Raw genomic sequence first — 19,651 nt, 5'->3', positions numbered from 1 at the left:
CGCGACCCGCGCAGGCGATCAGATCAGTGAGGTAGGCACGCCCGCGCGCGCTTCCCAGGCCACCCGCACCGGCGCGAAGGAGCGCCGGTGGATCGGCGTAGGCCCAAGCCGGGCAAGTGCCTCAAGGTGCACGGGGGTCGGATAGCCTTTGTGACCACCCATGCCGTAGCCGGGGTAGATCAACTCGAAGGCGCTCATCTCGCGGTCGCGGGTGACCTTGGCCAGGACCGACGCGGCAGCGATCGCAGGCACCTTGGCGTCGCCCTGCACCACTGGGGCGGATGGCACAGCCAGCACCGGGCAGCGATTGCCATCGATCAAGGCAAGCTTGGGCGTGATGCTCAAGCCCTCGACCGCGCGCTGCATGGCCAGCATGGTGGCATGGAGAATGTTCAGCCGGTCGATTTCATCAACCTCAGCCCGCGCAATGCAAAAGCTCAGGGCTTTTTCGCAGATTTCGTCGAACAACGCTTCGCGCCTGGCTTCGGTGAGCTTCTTGGAGTCGTTCAAGCCGAGGATCGGCCGCCGTGGATCGAGGATCACCGCTGCCGTAACCACCGCACCGCAGAGTGGCCCGCGGCCAACTTCGTCGACGCCTGCAACGAGTTCTTCGACCAGGTTGAAATCCAGTCCCAGCTGCATCTAGCGTCGCTCCAACAAGGCCAGCACTGCGTCCGCCGCCTGGTTCGAGGCGTCACGGCGGAGGGTGCGGTGAATCTGATCAAAGCTGTCAGTCTGATGCTGACCATCGGCAAGTAACGGTGCCAGGGTCTGCGCCAGGGCCTCGCTGGTGGCGGCGTCCTGCAGCAGTTCCGGCACCAACATGCGCTGCGCCAACAGATTAGGCAGCGACACGTAGGGGCTTTTGACCATGCGTTTGAGAATCCAGTAGGTCAGCGGCGCCAGGCGATAGGCGACAACCATTGGCCGCTTGTACAGCATCGCTTCCAGCGTAGCGGTACCCGACGCAATCAGCACTGCATCGCAGGCGGCCAGTGCCTCATGCGACTGACCATCGAGCAGAGTCAACGGCAGGTCGCGACCTGCCAGCATCTGCTCGATCTGCTCACGGCGGGTCTGGTTGGCGCAGGGCAAGACAAACCGCACACCCGGGATCAACTGCTGCAAACGCTCGGCGGCCTCCAGGAACAGCGCACCCAGCCGGCCGACTTCGCCGCCGCGGCTGCCGGGCATCAATGCCACCAGCGGCCCGGCGGGCAGGCCCAGCTCGGCACGAGCGGCTTGACGGTCAGCCTCCAGCGGAATCGTATCGGCCAGCGGATGGCCGACAAAGCGCACCGGTACACCCTGCTCTTCATAGAAGCGCGCCTCGAATGGCAGCAGGGTCAGCATCAGGTCGCAGCCTTCGCGGATCTTCAGCACCCGCTTCTGCCGCCAGGCCCAGACCGACGGGCTGACGTAGTGCACGGTCTTGATGCCGTGCTGGCGCAGTTTCAGTTCAATATTGAGGGTGAAGTCGGGTGCATCGATGCCGATGAACACATCGGGCTTCGCGTCAAGCAGGGTCTCGATCAGCAGTTTGCGTCGCTTGAGCAGCTCACGCAGACGCCCGAGCACCTCAACCAGCCCCATCACTGCCAGGCGCTCCATGGGGAAGTAGGACTGCATGCCCTCGGCCTCCATCAACGGGCCGCCGACACCGATAAAGCGCACACCAGGATGGCGCGCCTTGAGTGCGCGCATCAAACCGGAGCCAAGGATATCGCCGCTGGCCTCACCTGCGACCAACGCTACACAAAGCTCACTCATATCAGCGGGTGATGCCGCGAGCGGAGCTCTGGATGGAGGCACGGAACAGCTCGACCTCAGGGTGCAATGCAGCCAACTCCTGCAACTCGTTGATAGCCTCGTCAGCCGTCAAGCCCTGGCGATAGACCATTTTGTAGGCCTTGCGCAGCGCGAGGATGACTTCATCGCTGAATCCACGCCGACGCATGCCTTCGAAGTTCATGCTGCGGGCTTCGGCCGGGCTGCCAAATACAGTGACGAACGCGGGTACGTCCTTGCCGATCGCGGTGCCCATGCCGGAAAACGCGTGAGCGCCGATATGGCAGTACTGATGAACCAGGGTGTAACCAGACAGAATTGCCCAGTCGCCCACATGCACATGGCCAGCCAGCGCAGTGTTGTTGACCAGAATGCAATTGTTGCCGATCACACTGTCATGGCCGATGTGGGCATAGGCCATGATCAAATTGTGATCGCCGAGGGTGGTTTCAGCACGGTCCTGAACGGTTCCGCGGTGAATGGTCACGCCTTCGCGGATCACGTTGTGGTCGCCGATCACCAGACGCGTGGCTTCACCCTTGTACTTGAGGTCAGGGGTGTCTTCGCCAATCGAGGAAAACTGGTAGATACGGTTGTTCTTGCCGATCCGGGTCGGCCCTTTGAGTACCACATGTGGGCCGATTACTGTGCCCTCCCCGATTTCGACATCGGGACCAATGATCGACCAGGGGCCCACCTCGACACCGTCCGCCAGCCTGGCAGAAGGATCGACGATAGCCCGCGGATCAATTGAATTCATAGGGAGCGTTCCGCACAGGTAATCTGCGCCGAGCATACCGGCTTGCCGTCAACCAGGGCACGGCACTCAAACTTCCAGATCATGCTCTTGCGGCTGAGGAACTTGGCTTCCAGGACCAACTGGTCGCCTGGCAACACTGGCTGACGGAAGCGTAGCTTGTCGGAGCCAACGAAGTAGTACAGCGTGCCGTCTGCCGGCTTGGCATCGAGCATCTTGAACCCGAGAATCCCGGCTGCCTGGGCCATGGCTTCGATGATCAGCACGCCTGGCATGATCGGGTGGGCCGGGAAGTGGCCATTGAAGAACGGCTCGTTGATGCTGACATTCTTGTAGGCACGAATGCTCTGGGCCTCGAAGTCCAGCTCCGTGACCCGGTCCACCAGCAGGAACGGGTAACGGTGAGGCAGGTATTCGCGAATCTCGTTGATGTCCATCATTTCGGGGGGAAGCCTGTAGTAAGAATAGGGAGCGCAGGTGCTGACCACACGCTCCTTTAGCAATCCAATAGAGGAGCCAGCTAGCAACGGATCACTCTTGGCTCAGGAAATGGTATCAGCCTTCTGATGTCGGCTGGCCACCTGAGGTCACGGTCTCGAAGCGTTTTTCCATCTGCTGCAGGCGTTTGGCCATATCGTCGAGCTGGCGAATCCGCGCCGCACTCTTGCGCCAATCACCCAGCGGCTGCATGGCCGTGCCGGAAGAATAGGCACCCGGCTCGGTGATCGAACGGGTAACCATGGTCATGCCGGAGACGAACACGTTGTCGCAGACATCGATATGGCCAACCATGCCAACACCGCCAGCAATGGTGCAATGCTTGCCAATGCGGGTACTGCCAGAGATGCCGACACACGCGGCCATAGCCGTGTGATCGCCAATCTGCACGTTGTGCGCGATCTGGATCTGGTTGTCGAGCTTGACCCCGTTGCCGATCTGGGTATCCGCCAATGCACCGCGGTCTACCGCAGTATTGACGCCGATCTCGACATCATCACCGATGCTCACACCGCCGATCTGGGCAATCTTGCGCCAGACGCCCTTCTCATTGGCAAAGCCGAAGCCCTCGCCGCCGATCACCGCACCGGACTGAATCGTCACCCGCGCACCAATGGTCACGTCGTGATACAGCGTGACCCGCGGGGCCAGCCAGCCGCCTTCGCCAATCACACAGCGCGCACCAATGAAGCAGTGCGCACCCACGGTGACATTGGCAGCGATGCGCGCACCGCTCTCGATCACCGCAAACGGCCCAATGCTGGCACTGGCATCGACCTGAGCGTCATCAGCAACCACGGCGCTGGGGTGAATCCCCGCTACAGCCTTGGGCTTTGGATCAAACAGGTGAGAGATGCGCGCGTAAGCCAGATACGGGTCGGCGACGATCAGGGTGTTACCGGCGAAGCCTTCGGCGTCTGCTGCCTTGAGCAGAACCGCAGAAGCCTGGGAATTGTCCAGGTACTTGCGGTACTGCGGGTTGGCGAGAAAGCTCAATTGCCCGGGACCGGCCTCCTGCAAGGTGGCCAGCCCGGTAATCTGCAGCGCCTCGGGCCCCTTGAGGGTAGCGCCGAGCGCCTCGGCCAATTGGCCGAGCGTCATGGTCACGGTCATATCAACGGGCTTGGTTCATGCGCTCGATGACTTGGCGAGTGATGTCGTACTGCGGTTTGACATCGATCACTGCGCCGCGCTCGAGTACCAGGTCAAAGCCGCCTTTCTTGATCACTTCTTCAACAGCACCGTCCAGCTTCGGCTTGAGCTGCTTGAGCATGTCACGGTCGGCAACGGCCTTGGCTTCGTTGAGTTCCTTGGACTGGAACTGGAAGTCACGGGCTTTTTGCTTGAACTCGAGCTCAAGACGCTCACGCTCTTGCTGCTGCATCTTGTCGCCGCCTTTGAGCAGACGGTCCTGGATGCCTTTGGCGCTGCTTTCCAGGCCCTTGAGCTTGGTCAGTTGCGGGCCGAACTTCTTCTCGGCATCGACGGCGTAACGCTTGGCGGCGTCCGACTCGAGCAGTGCCATCTGATAGTTCAGCACAGCCACTTTCATTTCGGCGAAAGCGGGGGTGGCGACCAGCGCCGCAGCCACGAAGGCCAGTTGGGTCAACTTACGCACGATGCACTCCTGGAGAATCCGTTGTCGTTAAGCACGGGGCCGACCTTAGAAGGTCTGCCCCAGAGAGAATTGGAACACCTGGGTTTCGGCTTCTGCCGGCTTCTTGATCGGCATTGCCAAACTGAAGCTCAACGGGCCCAGCGCAGTGATCCAGGTTACGCCCAGGCCAACCGAACTGGCCATGTCCGAGAAGCCGACCTTGGTGCAATCAGGCTTGGAACCGCAGTTGGTGTCGAACACGTTACCCACGTCCCAGAACACGGAGGTGCGCAGCGAGCGCTGGTCCTTGACGAACGGCAGCGGGAACAGCAACTCGACACCACCCTGGACCAGCACGTTGCCACCGAAGGCCAACGGATCCTGATCGGGGTCAGCCGCGGTACCCGGACGGTTACCCTTGCTCGGCGTACTGCGCGGGCCGAGGGTGTTGTCCTTGAAGCCACGTACCGAGTTGAAACCACCGGCGTAGTAGTTCTCGTAGAACGGCAGACCAGAGGTACTGCCATAACCGTCACCGTAACCCAGCTCAGTGTGCAGACGCAGGGTGTAATCGTTGGACAGCGGCTTGAACAGCTGGCCACGGTAGTCCAGTTTGTAGAACGACAGGTCGCTGCCCGGCACGGTGCTTTCCAGGGTCAGGCTCTGGGAGTGACCACGGGTAGCCAGTACACCTTTGTTCAGGGTCGATTCGGACCAGCCGACAGACGCCTTGAAGTTGAGGAAGTTGTCGCCCTCTTTGTCGACGAAGTCGAAGATCTCGTCAACGGTGTAGCGACCGGTCTTCAGCTTGTCCTGCTGCACGCTCAGGCCGTAGGTCAGACGCGATGTCTCGCTGATCGGGTAACCGACGCTGACACCGGCACCCAGGCTGTCTACTGCATAGCTGGCCACGTCGACGTCGAGGTCGTCGTAGTCGGTGCTGCGGTAGAAGGCGTTGTAGCCCAGGCTGACGCCATCGGCAGTCCAGTAGGGGTCAACGAAGCCAAAGTTGTAGCGGGTCTGGTATTCGCTGCGGGTCAGGCCGATCGAAACCTTGTTACCGGTTCCGAGGAAGTTGGTCTGGCTGATCGAACCACCGAGGATCAGGCCGGCGCTCTGGGCGAAACCGACGCTGGCGGTGATCGAACCGGAGGCCTGCTCTTCAACGCTGTAGTTGACGTCGACCTGGTCATCGGTACCCGGCACAGGCGGGGTCTCGACGTTGACTTCCTTGAAGAAGCCGAGACGTTCAAGGCGAGTCTTGGACTGGTCGATCAGGTAGGTCGAAGCCCAGCCGCCTTCCATCTGGCGCATTTCGCGACGCAGCACTTCATCTTCGGTCTTGGTGTTGCCGCGGTAGTTGATGCGGTTGACGTAGGCACGCTTGCCCGGGTCGACCACGAACATGATGTCGACGGTGTGGTCTTCATCGTGCGCCTGCGGCACGCCGTTGACGTTGGCGAAGGTATAGCCTTCGTTACCCAGACGGCGGGTGATCAGGTCAGACGTGGTGGTCATCACCTTGCGCGAGAAGACCTGGCCTGGCTGCACCAGCAGCAGCGACTGGACCTGGTCTTCCGGAACCTTGAGGTCACCGGACAGCTTCACGTCACGAACGGTGTACTTCTCACCTTCGTTGATGTTGACGGTGATGTAGACGTGCTTCTTGTCCGGGGTGATCGACACCTGGGTAGAAGCGATGTCCATGTTGATGTAGCCGCGGTCCAGGTAGTAGGAGCGCAGACGCTCGAGGTCACCGGAGAGTTTTTCGCGGGCATACTTGTCGTCGTTCTTGAAGAACGACAACCAGTTGGTGGTTTTCAGCTCGAACAGCTGGCCGAGTTCGTCATCATCGAACACGGTGTTGCCCACCACGTTGATGTGCTGGATCGCGGCAACCGTGCCTTCGTTGATGTTGATCTTCAGGCCAACCCGGTTACGCGGCTGTGGCACGACTTCAGCTTCGACCTCGGCCGAGTAGCGGCCCTGGGCCACGTACTGACGTTGCAGTTCGTTACGCACACCCTCGAGGGTGGCGCGCTGGAAGATCTCGCCTTCGGCCAGACCAGACTGCTTCAGACCTTTCATCAGGTCTTCAGTGCTGATCGCCTTGTTGCCTTCGATCTCGATGCTGGCTACCGACGGACGTTCGACCACATTGATGATCAAGACGTTGCCGTCGCGGCTCAGCTGGATATCCTGGAAGAAGCCAGTCTTGAACAGCGAGCGGGTGGAATCCACCAGGCGACGGTCGTCAGCCTGATCGCCCACGTTCAGAGGCAGTGCGCCGAACACGCTGCCGGCGGAAACCCGCTGCAGGCCGTTGACGCGGATATCGGAGATGGTGAAGGACTCAGCGTGAACTTCAGCGATCATCAGTGCGGAGAGGACCGCAGTTAGCAGCAGACGTTTCATGAAGTCCTTTTATTCCAACTGGCAATAAACAACCCGCCGCAAAAAGGCGGCAGGTTTGCAATTGAGCGAAGCTTTATAGTCGACCCAGATCGTTGATCAGGGCGAGCAACATCACCCCTATGACCAAACTTATACCGATCTGGACCCCCCAACCTTGCACCCGATCCGACAGCGGACGGCCGCGTGCCAACTCGATCAGGTAGAACAACAGATGCCCCCCATCCAGTACTGGAATGGGCAGCAGGTTCAGAACCCCCAGGCTTATGCTCAGGTAGGCCAGGAAATTCAGGAAATCCCCAACGCCCGACTGGGCTGAAGCGCCCGCCACTTTAGCAATGGTTATCGGTCCGCTCAAGTTTTTTACCGAGAGCTCGCCGAACAGCATTTTCTTCAACGACTCAAGGGTCAGAATGCTCATGTTCCAGGTCCGCGTCAGGCCTTCGCCCATCGCGGCCAGCGGCCCATAGCTGACTTCGCGCAGCATAGTCGCCGGCCATTCGCCACCTTTGACCCCTGCCCCGAGGTAACCACCGGAGGCCTGGCCTTCGCCTTTGCGCGCCAGGGTTACCGCGACATCCAGCACCGCAGCATCGCGCTCGATCCGCAGCTGCACCTTGGCCTCTGGGCGGGCACGCACGCTGTCGACCACTTGTTGCCAGTCGTTAAGGGCAATGTCATCCAGGCTCAGCAGCTTGTCACCGGTTTTCAGCCCCGCTGCCGCCGCCGGCCCGTTCGGGTCGATTTCGGCCAGTACCGGGGCAATCACCGGGCGCCACGGGCGCAGACCCAGCGACTGGATCGGATCGGGTTCATCCGCCCCGCGCAGCCACTGGTTCAAGTTGATCTCGTGTTGCTTCTCGGCAGTGCTGCCCTCGTCCAGCACACCCACGCGCAGGGTGCCGCTCTCGCCAAGGCGGCGCACCAGTTGCAGGTTGACCGCAGACCAGCCATTGGTCGCCTTGCCGTCCACCGAGACGATTTCCTGGCCAGCAGCGAGGCCGGCACTGGCGGCCAGGCTACCCGCCTCGACCGCACCGATGACCGGCCGAACCTGCTGGGTGCCAAGCATGGCCAGCAGCCAGAAGAACACGATTGCCAGGAGGAAGTTGGCGATCGGCCCAGCGGCGACAATGGCGATGCGCTGGCCGACCGGCTTGCGATTGAACGACTGCTCGATCAGCGCCGGCGGCACTTCGCCCTCGCGCTCGTCGAGCATCTTCACGTAACCGCCCAGCGGAATGGCCGCAACCACGAATTCCGTGCCATGCCGGTCGTGCCAGCGCAACAGCGGGGTGCCGAAGCCTACCGAGAAACGCAGCACCTTGACCCCGCAACGGCGCGCAACCCAGAAATGACCAAATTCATGGAAGGTGACCAGCACGCCCAACGCAACCAGGGTACCGATGATCATGTAGAGCGCAGTCATATCCATCTCCGAAAGACGTTCAGGACAACCCTGGAGCGAGCACGCATCAGCGGCCGTTCCGCCGCAGCCATTCCCGGGACAGCTCCCGCGCGCGCTGGTCGGCAGCAAACACCGCATCCAGCGACGTCAGTGGCACAACTGGCTCCTGTTCGAGCACCTGCTCGATCATACCCGCGATCTCCGGGAAGCGGATACGCCGCTGCAAAAATGCCTCAACTGCCACTTCATTGGCCGCATTGAGTACCGCAGGTGCACTGTCGCCGGCTTCTGCCGCCTGACGCGCCAGGCGCAGGCAGGGGAAGCGATGCGGATCGGGCGCCTGGAAATCCAGCCGGGCGATGGCAAACAGGTCAAGCGGGGCAACGCCGGAGTCGATCCGCTCTGGCCAGGCCAGCGCATTGGCAATCGGCGTGCGCATGTCGGGATTACCCAATTGGGCGAGCACCGAACCATCGACGTAATCCACCAATGAGTGGATCACGCTTTGCGGATGCACCACAACTTCGACCTGAGCTGGCGCAGCATCGAACAACCAGCACGCCTCGATCAACTCGAGGCCCTTGTTCATCATGCTCGCCGAGTCGACCGAAATCTTGCGCCCCATCGACCAGTTGGGATGGGCACAGGCCTGCTCGGGCGTGACTGCTTCGAGCTGCGCCGATGGCGTTTCGCGGAACGGCCCGCCGGAGGCCGTCAGCAAGATGCGGCGCACGCCAACTGCACCCAGACCACGCGCATAATCGCCGGGCAAGCATTGGAAAATAGCATTGTGCTCGCTGTCGATCGGCAGCAACACCGCGCCACTGCGCCGCACTGCGTCCATGAACAATGCGCCGGACATAACCAGCGCTTCCTTGTTGGCGAGCAGAACCTTCTTGCCGGCCTCAACCGCCGCCAGGGTTGGACGCAAGCCAGCAGCACCGACGATCGCAGCCATTACCGCGTCGACTTCGCTGGCTGCAGCCACCTGACACAGGCCGGCCTCGCCTTCGAGCACCTCGGTAGCACTGCCCGCCGCCGCCAGATCCGCACGCAGGCGCAGCGCAGCGTCAGCGCTTGGTACCACAGCAAACGCTGGGCTATGGCGCAAACACAGCGCCAGCAGCTGCTCGACCTGGGAATAGCCGCTGAGCGCAAATACCTGGTAGCGCTCTGGGTGACGGCCAATCACGTCAAGCGTGCTCAGACCAATCGAACCGGTAGCGCCAAGCACCGTGATCCGTTGCCTACGGCTCACATGACACCCCATTCAGCGGCCCACAGCAGCACGGCGAACATCGGGATGGCAGCGGTCAGGCTGTCAATGCGATCAAGCACACCACCATGGCCAGGCAGCAGGTTGCTGCTGTCCTTGATGCCTTCGCGGCGTTTGAACATGCTTTCAGTGAGATCACCCACCACCGAAGCCATCACCACCACTACCGCACCCAGCAGCCCCAACAGCAGCTGGCCGATGCTCCAGTCACGCACCAGGCCTACGCCCAACGCGATCAGCAGGCTGACGGCAAGGCCGCCATACACGCCTTCCCAGCTCTTGCCGGGGCTGACGTGAGGGGCCAGCTTGCGCTTGCCGAACGCGCGACCGGAAAAGTACGCACCGATGTCGGCAGACCACACCAGCACCATCACCGAGAGAATCAGGAAGTTGCCCAGCGGCCAGTGCTTGAGCAACACCAGGCCTTGCCAGGCCGGCAGCAGCACCAGCAAGCCGATCAGCAGGCGGCAGGCGGCACTCGACCACAGTTCGCTGCTGCGCGGGTAGGTCAGCACCAGCCAGGTCGCCAACCCCCACCAGATCACCGCTGCGCCGAGCACCCAAGGCGCCAGTTCGGGCAACAGGTACAGCAGCATCAACGCCGCAGCCACCACAGCGGCATAAGCGATGCGCATTGGTTGAGCCATCAAGCCGGCCAGACGCGCCCATTCCCAGGCGCCCAAGGTGACCACACAGCCGATGAACAGGGCGAAGTCGCCGCCCTGCAGAAGAAAGAATCCAGCCAGTGCAATCGGCAGCAGGATCAGCGCAGTAATGATGCGTTGTTTAAGCATTAAGCACGAGCTCCAGCCTCGACCTGCTCGCTGGTTTTCCCGAAGCGGCGTTGGCGCGAAGCGAAATCGGCCAGCGCGATACGCATGGCCTCGTGTTTGAAGTCCGGCCAGAACAGGTCGGAGAAATACAGCTCGGCGTAGGCCAGCTGCCACAACAGGAAGTTACTGATGCGATGCTCGCCGCCGGTACGAATACACAAGTCAGGCAGCGGCAGGTCGCCGGTCGACAGACAGGCCTGCAACAACCCCGGAGTGATGTCATCCGGGCGCAGATGCCCAGCCTGCACCTCACGGGCCAGCCGTTGCGCTGCCTGGGCGATATCCCACTGACCACCATAATTGGCAGCGACCTGCAGGATGAAGCGATTGCTGCCGGCGGTTGCCGCTTCGGCCTCGCGCATGGCGGCCTGCAGCTCCGGATGAAAGCGGCTGCGATCACCGATGATGCGCAGGCTGATGTTGTTGTCATTGAGGCGCCGGGCTTCGCGGCGCAAGGCCGTGAAAAACAACTCCATCAATGCGCCGACTTCATCGGCCGGGCGTTGCCAGTTTTCACTGGAGAAGGCGAACAGGGTCAGGACTTCGACACCCGCCTCGGCACATACCTCAATCACCGCGCGCACAGCATCCACGCCAGCTTTATGCCCGGCAACACCGGGCAGCAGACGCTTCTTCGCCCAGCGATTGTTGCCGTCCATGATGATCGCGACGTGACGCGGCACCCCTGACGGCGCCGCTTGCTTGGTCTTTTCCATGAAGAGAACCCTGGCCTCAGACGGCCATCAGGTCCTTTTCCTTCGCCTTCACGGCAGTCTCGATATCCGCGACGAACTTGTCGGTCAGTTTCTGGATGTCATCAGCCGCACGACGCTCTTCGTCTTCGCTGATTTCCTTTTCCTTGACCAGGTCCTTGAGCTGGCTGAGCGCATCACGACGGATGTTGCGCACGGCGACACGGCCATCTTCGGCAGCTTCACGAGCCTGCTTGGTGAAGCCCCTGCGGGTTTCTTCGGTAAGGGCTGGCATGGTGATCAGCAGCAGCTCGCCCAGGTTGGTCGGGTTCAGGTTGAGGCCTGCGCTACCGATAGCCTTGTCGACCGCGCTGAGCATGTTGCGCTCGAAAGCAACGACCTGCAGGGTGCGCGAATCCTTGACGGTGATGCTGGCCACTTGCTTGATCGGCGTATCCGCACCGTAGTACGGCACCATCACGCCTTCGAGAATGCTTGGGTGAGCAACACCGGTGCGGATGCGGCTGAACGCATGCTGGAGCGATTCCAGCGACTTGGTCATACGTTCCTGAGCATCTTTCTTGATTTCGTTGATCATGCTTGGCCTTCCTCGATCAAAGTACCTTCAGCGCCACCCACCACGATATTCAGCAGGGCGCCAGGCTTGTTCATGTTGAATACACGCAATGGCATCTTGTGGTCGCGGCACAGACAGATTGCGGTCAGGTCCATCACACCCAGCTTGCGATCCAGAACCTCATCATAGGTGAGGCGATCGAACTTCTCGGCGTGCGGGTCCTTGAATGGATCGGCAGTGTACACACCGTCGACCTTGGTCGCCTTCAGCACCACATCTGCATCGATTTCGATGCCGCGCAGGCAGGCTGCGGAGTCGGTGGTGAAGAACGGGTTGCCGGTACCGGCGGAGAAAATTACCACATCCCCGGAGTTGAGGTGGCGAATAGCTTTGCGACGATCGTAATGGTCGGTGACGCCGACCATGGAGATGGCCGACATGACCAGTGCCGGGATGTTCGAACGCTCGAGGGCGTCGCGCATGGCCAGGCCATTCATCACCGTGGCGAGCATGCCCATGTGGTCGCCGGTAACCCGATCCATGCCGGCGGCGCTGAGCGCTGCACCGCGGAACAGGTTGCCGCCGCCGATGACCAGGCCCACCTGGACACCGATGCCGACCAGCTGACCCACTTCGAGGGCCATGCGGTCCAACACTTTCGGGTCGATCCCGAACTCTTCCGAGCCCATCAGGGCCTCGCCGCTAAGTTTGAGCAAAATGCGTTTATAGCGAGGTTGGCGACCACTCACCTGCTGAGCCATTGCGAGTCTCTCCTGCGGCGTTTTTAAGAAAATTCTGCGCGGGCTGGGTTACAGCCAGCTAACTGTAGCGTGGCGCTGCTTCAGCGCCAGCGGTACCAGGCCGGATAAACCTGGTGCCGGTTTGACAAAGAGGCTGCGCGCGTGAGCGGGCAGCCTCTTTAGGGCGACAGACGAGGCTGTCTTACTGCTTGGCAGCAGCCAGCTGGGCGGCAACTTCTTCAGCGAAGTTGTCGACCGGCTTCTCGATGCCTTCGCCTACTTTGAAGTAGGTGAAGGAAACGATTTCAGCACCGGCTTTCTTGGCCAGTTCGCCGACTTTGATCTCCGGGTTCATGACGAAAGCTTGCTCTTTCAGCGAGGCTTCGGCTTTGAACTTGGTGATACGACCGTTGATCATGTTCTCAACGATGTTTTCCGGCTTGCCGGCGATCTTGTCAGCGTTCAGCTGCAGGAACACAGCCTTCTCGCGCTCGATGGCCTCGGCGGAGATTTCCGACGAATCGAGGAACTCAGGGTTCGACGCAGCAACGTGCATGGCGATTTCTTTGGCCAGCTGAACATCGCCGCCCTTCAGAACAACCGCAACACCGATCTTGTTGCCGTGCAGGTAGGCACCAACAACGTCACCCTCAACGCGCACCAGGCGACGGATGTTGACGTTCTCACCAACCTTGGCGACCAGTGCTTCACGCGCCGATTCGCGCGCAGCGATCAGCGGGGCAGCGTCGGTCAGCTTGTCGTTGAAAGCCTGTTCCACGCTTTCAGCAACGAAGTTTTTGAAGTCGTCTTGCAGAGCCAGGAAGTCGGTCTGCGAGTTCACTTCCAGCAGGACGGCGGACTTGTCGTCGGCCTTGATGGCGATAGCGCCTTCAGCGGCAACGTTGCCAGCCTTTTTGGCGGCCTTGATGGCGCCGGAGGCACGCATGTCGTCAATGGCTTTTTCGATATCGCCGTCAGCCTTTTCCAAGGCTTTCTTGCAATCCATCATGCCTTCGCCGGTACGCTCGCGCAGTTCTTTGACCAGCGCTGCAGTAATTGCTGCCATTTCAAAATCCTCTTGGAAAGTTTTTCAACCATTCCACCCGCTCGTCACGGGCGTTCAATTCTGCTAATCCACTGTCTTGTTGCCAGCAGGAGGTCATCATGCGGCGTTATTGCTGACAGGAGGATTTCAGGTGGCAAAAAGGGGGCCAAGCCCCCTTTTTGCGTGCCAAGTAGACGCCAGGCGTCAATTACTCAGCAGCTGGTGCCGCTGCTTCTTCAACATAGACTTCGGTGCCGCCAGCAACATGGTTGCGGCCGCGGATGATGGCGTCAGCCATCGAAGCCATGTACAGCTCGATTGCGCGGATGGCGTCATCGTTGCCTGGGATGATGTAATCAACACCTTCCGGGCTGCTGTTGGTATCGACAACGCCGATAACCGGGATGCCCAGCTTGTTGGCTTCGGTGATCGCGATGCGCTCGTGATCAACGTCGATGACGAACAGTGCGTCAGGCAGACCGCCCATGTCCTTGATACCACCCAGGCTGCGGTCCAGTTTCTCCAGATCGCGCGAACGCATCAGAGCTTCTTTCTTGGTCAGCTTGGCGAAGGTACCGTCTTCAGCCTGGACTTCAAGATCACGCAGACGCTTGATCGAAGCGCGGATGGTCTTGTAGTTGGTCAGCATGCCGCCCAACCAGCGGTGGTCGACGTATGGCGAACCACTGCGAGCAGCGTGCTCGGCGACCAGTTTGCCGGCGGAACGCTTAGTGCCGACGAACAGGATCTTGTTTTTACCCTGGGCCAGGCGCTCGACGAACGACAGAGCGTCGTTGAACATCGGCAGGGTTTTTTCCAGGTTGATGATGTGAATCTTGTTACGCGCGCCGAAAATGTATTTACCCATTTTCGGGTTCCAGTAACGGGTCTGGTGACCGAAGTGCACACCGGCCTTCAGCATATCGCGCATATTGACTTGGGACATGATTGTTCCTTGATAAGTCGGGTTGGGCCTCCACGTATCCCAATGACCAACCCACGTCGCCGAAGCGGTCGGGGCACCCAGGTCATCGTGTCGACACGTGTGTGGGTTAAGGCAGTCGAGGTCGTCCCCGAAAGCGGCGCACTTTATACCACAGACTCGGCGCTGACGGAACTGCAATCCTGTCGCGTCCGTCAGTGCTTTTTGCAGCGGGCCCGCAATCGCGCCAAAATGCCTCATATAGAGAGCCGCCAGCGGGCCTTTCTGCCGACAGATGGGCGCCTCGCTCTGGTAGAATCTGGCCTTTCCCGTTTGTTCGCGCCCTGCACGGCGCCGTAGAGAGCCTGTCAATGACCGTTACCATCAAGACTGCAGAAGACATCGAAAAGATGCGCATCGCCGGCCGCCTGGCCGCTGAAGTGCTGGAGATGATCGAGCCACACGTCAAGCCCGGCGTTACCACCGAAGCGCTCGACCGCCTGTGCCACGACTACATCGTCAACATTCAGCAGGCCATCCCGGCCCCGCTCAACTACAAAGGCTACCCGAAGTCGATCTGCACCTCGATCAATCACGTGGTCTGCCATGGCATCCCCAACGACAAGCCGTTGAAGGATGGCGACACGCTGAACATCGACGTGACCGTGATCAAGGACGGCTACCACGGCGATACCAGCCGCATGTTCCATGTCGGCACCGTGCCGGTGTGGGCCGAGCGCCTGTCCCAGGTCACCCAGGAATGCATGTACAAGGCGATCGAGCTGGTCAAGCCGGGCTGCCGTCTGGGCGACATCGGCGAAGTGATCCAGAAGCACGCCGAGAAGAACGGTTTTTCGGTGGTGCGCGAGTTCTGCGGTCACGGCATTGGCAAGGTTTTCCATGAAGAACCGCAGATCCTGCACTACGGCCGTGCCGGCACTGGCATGGAACTCAAGGAAGGCATGACCTTCACCATCGAGCCGATGATCAATCAGGGCAAGGCCGACACCAAAGTACTGGGCGACGGCTGGACGGCCATCACCAAGGACCGCAAGCTGTCGGCGCAGTGGGAGCACACCCTGGTGGTTACCGCGACCGGTTACGAGATCTTCACCCTGCGCAAAGACGACACCATCCCCCGCACGTCGGCCTAACACTTTCAGGAAAGCGACTCGATGCCCCAGGTGGATCCCGAGCTGTTCGACCGCGGCCAGTTCCAGGCGGAACTGGCGCTCAAGGCAAGCCCCATCGCTGCCTTCAAGAAGGCTATCCGCCTGGCCCGCGAGGTGCTCGATCGGCGCTTTCGCGAAGGCCGTGACATCCGCCGGCTGATCGAAGATCGCGCCTGGTTCGTCGACAACATCCTGCAACAGGCCTGGAGCCAGTTCGACTGGCAACCACCCGAAGCGATCGCCCTGATCGCCGTGGGCGGCTATGGCCGCGGCGAACTGCACCCGTACTCGGACATCGACCTGCTGATTCTGCTCGACGGCGCCCAGCACGAGCAGTATCGCGACGCCATCGAACAGCTACTGACCCTGCTCTGGGACATCGGCCTTGAAGTCGGCCAGAGCGTGCGCAGTGTCGACGAGTGCGTCGAGCAGGCCCGCGCCGACCTGACGGTGATCACCAACCTGATGGAAAGCCGCACCATTTGCGGCCCCGAAGCCCTGCGTCAGCGCATGCTCGAGGCCACCAGTACCTCGCACCTGTGGCCGAGCAAGGAGTTCTTCCTGGCCAAGCGCGCCGAACTCAAGGCCCGCCACCACAAGTACAACGACACCGAATACAACCTCGAACCCAACGTCAAGGGCTCGCCCGGCGGCCTGCGTGATATCCAGACCGTGCTTTGGGTCGCGCGCCGCCAGTACGGCACCTTGAACCTGCACGCCCTGGCCGGCGAAGGCTTCCTGTTGGAAAGCGAAAACGAACTGCTGGCATCGTCCCAGGCGTTTGTCTGGCGGGTGCGCTATGCCCTGCACATGCTCGCCGGCCGCGCCGAAGACCGCCTGCTGTTTGACCACCAGCGCAGCATCGCCGCCTTGCTCGGCTTCAGCGACGAAAACCCCAAGCGTGCCATCGAGCAGTTCATGCAGCAGTACTATCGGGTGGTGATGAGCATCAGCCAGCTCTGCGACCTGATCATCCAGCATTTCGAAGAAGTGATTCTGGCGGACGAAGACAGCGGCACCACCCAGCCGCTCAACGCCCGCTTCCGGCTGCATGATGGCTACATCGAGGCCGCCCATCAGAACGTGTTCAAGCGCACCCCGTTTGCCATGCTCGAGATGTTCGTGCTGATGGCCCAGCACCCCGAAATCAAGGGCGTGCGCGCCGATACCGTGCGCCTGCTGCGCGCCCATCGACACTTGATCGACGATGACTTTCGCAACGATATCCGCAACACCAGCCTGTTCATCGAGCTGTTCAAGTGCGAGATCGGCATCCACCGCAACCTGCGCCGGATGAACCGCTATGGCATTCTTGGCCGTTACCTGCCCGAGTTCGGCCTGATCGTCGGGCAGATGCAGCATGACCTGTTCCACATCTATACGGTCGATGCGCATACGCTCAACCTGATCAAGCACCTGCGCAAATTGCAGTACACCCCGGTATCAGAGAAATTCCCGCTGGCCAGCAAGCTCATGGGCCGTCTGCCCAAACCCGAGCTGATCTACCTGGCCGGGCTCTATCACGACATCGGCAAGGGCCGTCAGGGCGACCACTCCGAGCTCGGTGCAGTCGATGCGCAGGCGTTCGGCGAACGCCACCAGCTGCCGACCTGGGACACTCGGCTGATCGTCTGGCTGGTGCGCAACCATCTGATGATGTCGACCACGGCCCAGCGCAAGGACCTCTCCGACCCGCAGGTGATCAATGATTTTGCCCTGCACGTCGGCGATGAAACGCGCCTCGACTATCTCTACGTACTGACCGTTGCCGACATCAACGCGACCAACCCGACGCTGTGGAACTCCTGGCGCGCCAGCCTGCTGCGCCAGCTTTACAGCGAGACCAAGCGTGCCCTGCGCCGCGGCCTGGAAAACCCGCTCGACCGCGAAGAGCAGATCCGCCAGACACAAAGCGCTGCGCTGGACATCCTGATCCGCGAAGGCACCGACCCGGACGACGTCGAGCAGCTCTGGTCGCAACTGGGTGACGACTACTTCCTCAAGCACACCGCCGCCGACGTCGCCTGGCACAGCGATGCAATCCTGCAGCAGCCGGCTGACGGCGGCCCGCTGGTGCTGATCAAGGAAACCACCCAGCGCGAGTTCGAAGGTGGCACGCAGATCTTCATCTATGCGCCCGACCAGCACGACTTCTTTGCGGTGACGGTGGCGGCGATGTCGCAGCTGAACCTGAACATCCACGACGCGCGCATCATCACTTCGAGCAGCCAGTTCACCCTCGACACCTACATCGTGCTGGACAACGACGGCGGCTCGATCGGCGACAATCCGCAGCGGGTCAAGCAGATTCGCGACGGTTTGACCGAAGCCTTGCGCAACCCGGAAGACTACCCGACCATCATCCAGCGGCGAGTCCCGCGTCAGCTCAAGCACTTCACCTTTGCGCCGCAGGTGACCATCCTCAATGATGCCCAGCGCGCGGTGACCATTCTCGAGATCACGGCTCCCGACCGGCCTGGCCTGCTGGCACGGATCGGGCGGATCTTCCTCGAGTTCGACCTGTCGCTGCAAAACGCCAAGATCGCCACTCTCGGCGAGCGGGTCGAAGACGTGTTCTTCATTACCGACGCCAACAACCAGCCGCTGTCCGACCCGCAACTGTGCAGCCGCCTGCAAGAAGCGCTGGTCCAGCAGTTGCAGCCCAGCCAAGGCAGCGACAACAGCCCTGCCCGCCTGACTATCTAGATGATTGACGAGACCTCGTGCCGATGAACCAAGCCATGACCCAGCTGCAGCCCTACCCGTTCGAGAAGCTGCGCGCCCTGCTCGGCAGCGTGCAGCCCGCCGCTGACAAACGTGCGATTGCCCTGTCGATCGGCGAACCCAAGCACGAGTCGCCGGCCTTTGTAGCCAAGGCCCTGGCAGACAACCTCGACAAGCTGGCGGTGTATCCCAGCACGCTGGGTTTGCCGGCCCTGCGTCAGGCGATTGGCCAGTGGTGCGAACGCCGCTTCAATGTGCCCGGCGGCTGGCTTGACGCTGACCGTCACATCCTGCCGGTCAACGGTACCCGCGAGGCCCTGTTTGCGTTCACCCAGGCGGTGGTCAACCGCGCCGACGATGGCCTGGTGATCAGCCCCAACCCGTTCTACCAGATCTACGAAGGTGCAGCGCTGCTGGCCGGTGCCACCCCGCACTACCTGCCGTGCCTGGAAGACAACGGTTTCAACCCTGACTTCGACGCAGTGTCGGCCGACACCTGGCAACGCTGCCAGATCCTGTTCCTGTGCTCGCCAGGCAACCCGACCGGCGCGCTGGTGCCGCTGGACACGCTGAAAAAGCTGATCGCCCTGGCCGACGAGCATGACTTCGTGATTGCCTCCGACGAATGCTACAGCGAGCTGTACTTCGACGAAGAAAACCCGCCGCCGGGCCTGCTCACCGCGTGCGCCGAGCTGGGTCGCAGCGACTTCAAGCGCTGCGTGGTGTTCCACAGCCTGTCCAAGCGCTCCAACCTGCCCGGCCTGCGCTCAGGCTTTGTCGCGGGCGATGCGCAGATCATCAAGCCGTTTTTGCTGTACCGCACCTATCACGGCTGCGCCATGCCCGTGCAAACCCAGCTGGCCAGCGTGGCCGCCTGGCAGGACGAAACCCACGTACGGGCCAACCGCGACCAGTACCGGGCCAAGTACGACGCCGTGCTGGAGATTCTCCAGCCGGTTATGGACGTGCAGCGGCCCGATGGCAGCTTCTACCTGTGGGCCAAGGTGCCGGGTTGCGATGCTGACTTCACCCGCGATCTGTTCGAAGCTGAGCATGTCACCGTCGTGCCGGGTTCATACCTGTCCCGCGAAGTCGACGGCGTCAACCCAGGCGCAGGCCGTGTGCGCATGGCCCTGGTCGCACCATTGGAGGAGTGCATCGAGGCGGCGTCGCGTATCCAGCGCTTCCTTGAACGCCGCTGAGCCAGTTA

General features: G+C 61.2%; 18 protein-coding genes. 3 read left to right on the top strand and 15 right to left on the bottom strand.

Features of this window, described 5'->3' with window-relative positions; translation table 11 throughout:
- Positions 1–18: 18 nt before the first annotated feature.
- The 15 genes from rnhB to rpsB form a co-directional block, all read right to left on the bottom strand.
- Positions 19–642 carry a ribonuclease HII gene (gene rnhB / locus AC58X1_RS15480; RefSeq protein WP_497429077.1) on the bottom strand — a complete coding sequence of 208 codons (624 nt, stop codon included), beginning with the start codon at positions 640–642 and terminating at the stop codon, positions 19–21.
- Entirely contained in the window at positions 643–1,770 is a 1,128-nt protein-coding gene (gene lpxB / locus AC58X1_RS15475; RefSeq protein WP_497429076.1) for a lipid-A-disaccharide synthase, read from the bottom strand.
- A gap of 1 nt (position 1,771) precedes the next feature.
- A complete protein-coding gene (gene lpxA / locus AC58X1_RS15470; protein WP_101317262.1) occupies positions 1,772–2,548 on the bottom strand; it encodes an acyl-ACP--UDP-N-acetylglucosamine O-acyltransferase in 777 nt (258 codons plus the stop codon).
- Positions 2,545–2,985, bottom strand: a complete 441-nt coding sequence (gene fabZ / locus AC58X1_RS15465) for a 3-hydroxyacyl-ACP dehydratase FabZ (protein WP_101317259.1) — start codon at positions 2,983–2,985, stop codon at positions 2,545–2,547. Before fabZ ends, lpxA begins: the two co-directional genes overlap by 4 nt.
- A 115-nt stretch (positions 2,986–3,100) precedes the next feature.
- On the bottom strand, positions 3,101–4,156 hold the full coding sequence (gene lpxD / locus AC58X1_RS15460; RefSeq protein ID WP_497429075.1) for a UDP-3-O-(3-hydroxymyristoyl)glucosamine N-acyltransferase: 1,056 nt from the start codon (positions 4,154–4,156) through the stop codon (positions 3,101–3,103).
- A gap of 1 nt (position 4,157) precedes the next feature.
- Positions 4,158–4,661 carry an OmpH/Skp family outer membrane protein gene (locus AC58X1_RS15455; RefSeq protein WP_101317254.1) on the bottom strand — a complete coding sequence of 168 codons (504 nt, stop codon included), beginning with the start codon at positions 4,659–4,661 and terminating at the stop codon, positions 4,158–4,160.
- A 45-nt stretch (positions 4,662–4,706) separates the two neighbouring features.
- Complete coding sequence (gene bamA / locus AC58X1_RS15450; RefSeq protein WP_101317252.1) at positions 4,707–7,055, bottom strand: outer membrane protein assembly factor BamA; 2,349 nt, start codon at positions 7,053–7,055, stop codon at positions 4,707–4,709.
- Between the two features lie 73 nt (positions 7,056–7,128).
- A complete protein-coding gene (rseP, locus tag AC58X1_RS15445) occupies positions 7,129–8,481 on the bottom strand; it encodes an RIP metalloprotease RseP (protein ID WP_150572026.1) in 1,353 nt (450 codons plus the stop codon).
- Positions 8,482–8,527: 46 nt separating this feature from the next.
- Positions 8,528–9,718 carry a 1-deoxy-D-xylulose-5-phosphate reductoisomerase gene (gene ispC / locus AC58X1_RS15440; RefSeq protein ID WP_497429074.1) on the bottom strand — a complete coding sequence of 397 codons (1,191 nt, stop codon included), beginning with the start codon at positions 9,716–9,718 and terminating at the stop codon, positions 8,528–8,530.
- Entirely contained in the window at positions 9,715–10,530 is an 816-nt protein-coding gene (locus AC58X1_RS15435; RefSeq protein WP_101317247.1) for a phosphatidate cytidylyltransferase, read from the bottom strand. Before AC58X1_RS15435 ends, ispC begins: the two co-directional genes overlap by 4 nt.
- Positions 10,530–11,285, bottom strand: a complete 756-nt coding sequence (gene uppS / locus AC58X1_RS15430) for a polyprenyl diphosphate synthase (protein WP_101317245.1) — start codon at positions 11,283–11,285, stop codon at positions 10,530–10,532. Before uppS ends, AC58X1_RS15435 begins: the two co-directional genes overlap by 1 nt.
- 16 nt (positions 11,286–11,301) lie before the next feature.
- Entirely contained in the window at positions 11,302–11,859 is a 558-nt protein-coding gene (frr, locus tag AC58X1_RS15425; protein ID WP_150572028.1) for a ribosome recycling factor, read from the bottom strand.
- Positions 11,856–12,599 carry a UMP kinase gene (pyrH, locus tag AC58X1_RS15420; RefSeq protein WP_101317241.1) on the bottom strand — a complete coding sequence of 248 codons (744 nt, stop codon included), beginning with the start codon at positions 12,597–12,599 and terminating at the stop codon, positions 11,856–11,858. Before pyrH ends, frr begins: the two co-directional genes overlap by 4 nt.
- Before the next feature lie 181 nt (positions 12,600–12,780).
- Positions 12,781–13,644 carry a translation elongation factor Ts gene (tsf, locus tag AC58X1_RS15415; RefSeq protein ID WP_101317239.1) on the bottom strand — a complete coding sequence of 288 codons (864 nt, stop codon included), beginning with the start codon at positions 13,642–13,644 and terminating at the stop codon, positions 12,781–12,783.
- Positions 13,645–13,831: 187 nt separating this feature from the next.
- A complete protein-coding gene (gene rpsB / locus AC58X1_RS15410; RefSeq protein WP_101317236.1) occupies positions 13,832–14,569 on the bottom strand; it encodes a 30S ribosomal protein S2 in 738 nt (245 codons plus the stop codon).
- Positions 14,570–14,916: 347 nt separating this feature from the next.
- Between rpsB and map the strand changes: the two genes are divergently transcribed.
- The 3 genes from map to dapC are packed head-to-tail and all read left to right on the top strand — an operon-like array spanning position 14,917 to position 19,643.
- Positions 14,917–15,699 carry a type I methionyl aminopeptidase gene (gene map / locus AC58X1_RS15405; RefSeq protein ID WP_101317234.1) on the top strand — a complete coding sequence of 261 codons (783 nt, stop codon included), beginning with the start codon at positions 14,917–14,919 and terminating at the stop codon, positions 15,697–15,699.
- 21 nt (positions 15,700–15,720) lie between these two features.
- Positions 15,721–18,423 carry a [protein-PII] uridylyltransferase gene (locus AC58X1_RS15400; protein ID WP_101317232.1) on the top strand — a complete coding sequence of 901 codons (2,703 nt, stop codon included), beginning with the start codon at positions 15,721–15,723 and terminating at the stop codon, positions 18,421–18,423.
- A 23-nt stretch (positions 18,424–18,446) separates the two neighbouring features.
- Positions 18,447–19,643: a succinyldiaminopimelate transaminase gene (dapC, locus tag AC58X1_RS15395; RefSeq protein ID WP_150570845.1), complete on the top strand. Its 1,197-nt coding sequence runs from the start codon at positions 18,447–18,449 to the stop codon at positions 19,641–19,643.
- Positions 19,644–19,651 lie beyond the last annotated feature (8 nt).

It is taken from the genome of Pseudomonas sp. PGPR N4 (assembly GCF_059693665.1).
Note: the sequence above shows the minus strand (reverse complement) of the source record. Positions and strands in the feature narration are given on the sequence as shown.

Excerpts from the sequence above, each read along its gene's own strand:
- rnhB (WP_497429077.1), bottom strand. The coding sequence starts at position 642 with ATGCAGCTGGGACTGGATTTCAACCTGGTCGAAGAACTCGTTGCAGGC.
- lpxB (WP_497429076.1), bottom strand. The coding sequence starts at position 1,770 with ATGAGTGAGCTTTGTGTAGCGTTGGTCGCAGGTGAGGCCAGCGGCGAT.
- lpxA (WP_101317262.1), bottom strand. The coding sequence starts at position 2,548 with ATGAATTCAATTGATCCGCGGGCTATCGTCGATCCTTCTGCCAGGCTG.
- fabZ (WP_101317259.1), bottom strand. The coding sequence starts at position 2,985 with ATGATGGACATCAACGAGATTCGCGAATACCTGCCTCACCGTTACCCG.
- lpxD (WP_497429075.1), bottom strand. The coding sequence starts at position 4,156 with ATGACCGTGACCATGACGCTCGGCCAATTGGCCGAGGCGCTCGGCGCT.
- bamA (WP_101317252.1), bottom strand. The coding sequence starts at position 7,055 with ATGAAACGTCTGCTGCTAACTGCGGTCCTCTCCGCACTGATGATCGCT.
- rseP (WP_150572026.1), bottom strand. The coding sequence starts at position 8,481 with ATGACTGCGCTCTACATGATCATCGGTACCCTGGTTGCGTTGGGCGTG.
- AC58X1_RS15435 (WP_101317247.1), bottom strand. The coding sequence starts at position 10,530 with ATGCTTAAACAACGCATCATTACTGCGCTGATCCTGCTGCCGATTGCA.
- uppS (WP_101317245.1), bottom strand. The coding sequence starts at position 11,285 with ATGGAAAAGACCAAGCAAGCGGCGCCGTCAGGGGTGCCGCGTCACGTC.
- frr (WP_150572028.1), bottom strand. The coding sequence starts at position 11,859 with ATGATCAACGAAATCAAGAAAGATGCTCAGGAACGTATGACCAAGTCG.
- pyrH (WP_101317241.1), bottom strand. The coding sequence starts at position 12,599 with ATGGCTCAGCAGGTGAGTGGTCGCCAACCTCGCTATAAACGCATTTTG.
- tsf (WP_101317239.1), bottom strand. The coding sequence starts at position 13,644 with ATGGCAGCAATTACTGCAGCGCTGGTCAAAGAACTGCGCGAGCGTACC.
- rpsB (WP_101317236.1), bottom strand. The coding sequence starts at position 14,569 with ATGTCCCAAGTCAATATGCGCGATATGCTGAAGGCCGGTGTGCACTTC.
- map (WP_101317234.1), top strand. The coding sequence starts at position 14,917 with ATGACCGTTACCATCAAGACTGCAGAAGACATCGAAAAGATGCGCATC.
- AC58X1_RS15400 (WP_101317232.1), top strand. The coding sequence starts at position 15,721 with ATGCCCCAGGTGGATCCCGAGCTGTTCGACCGCGGCCAGTTCCAGGCG.
- dapC (WP_150570845.1), top strand. The coding sequence starts at position 18,447 with ATGAACCAAGCCATGACCCAGCTGCAGCCCTACCCGTTCGAGAAGCTG.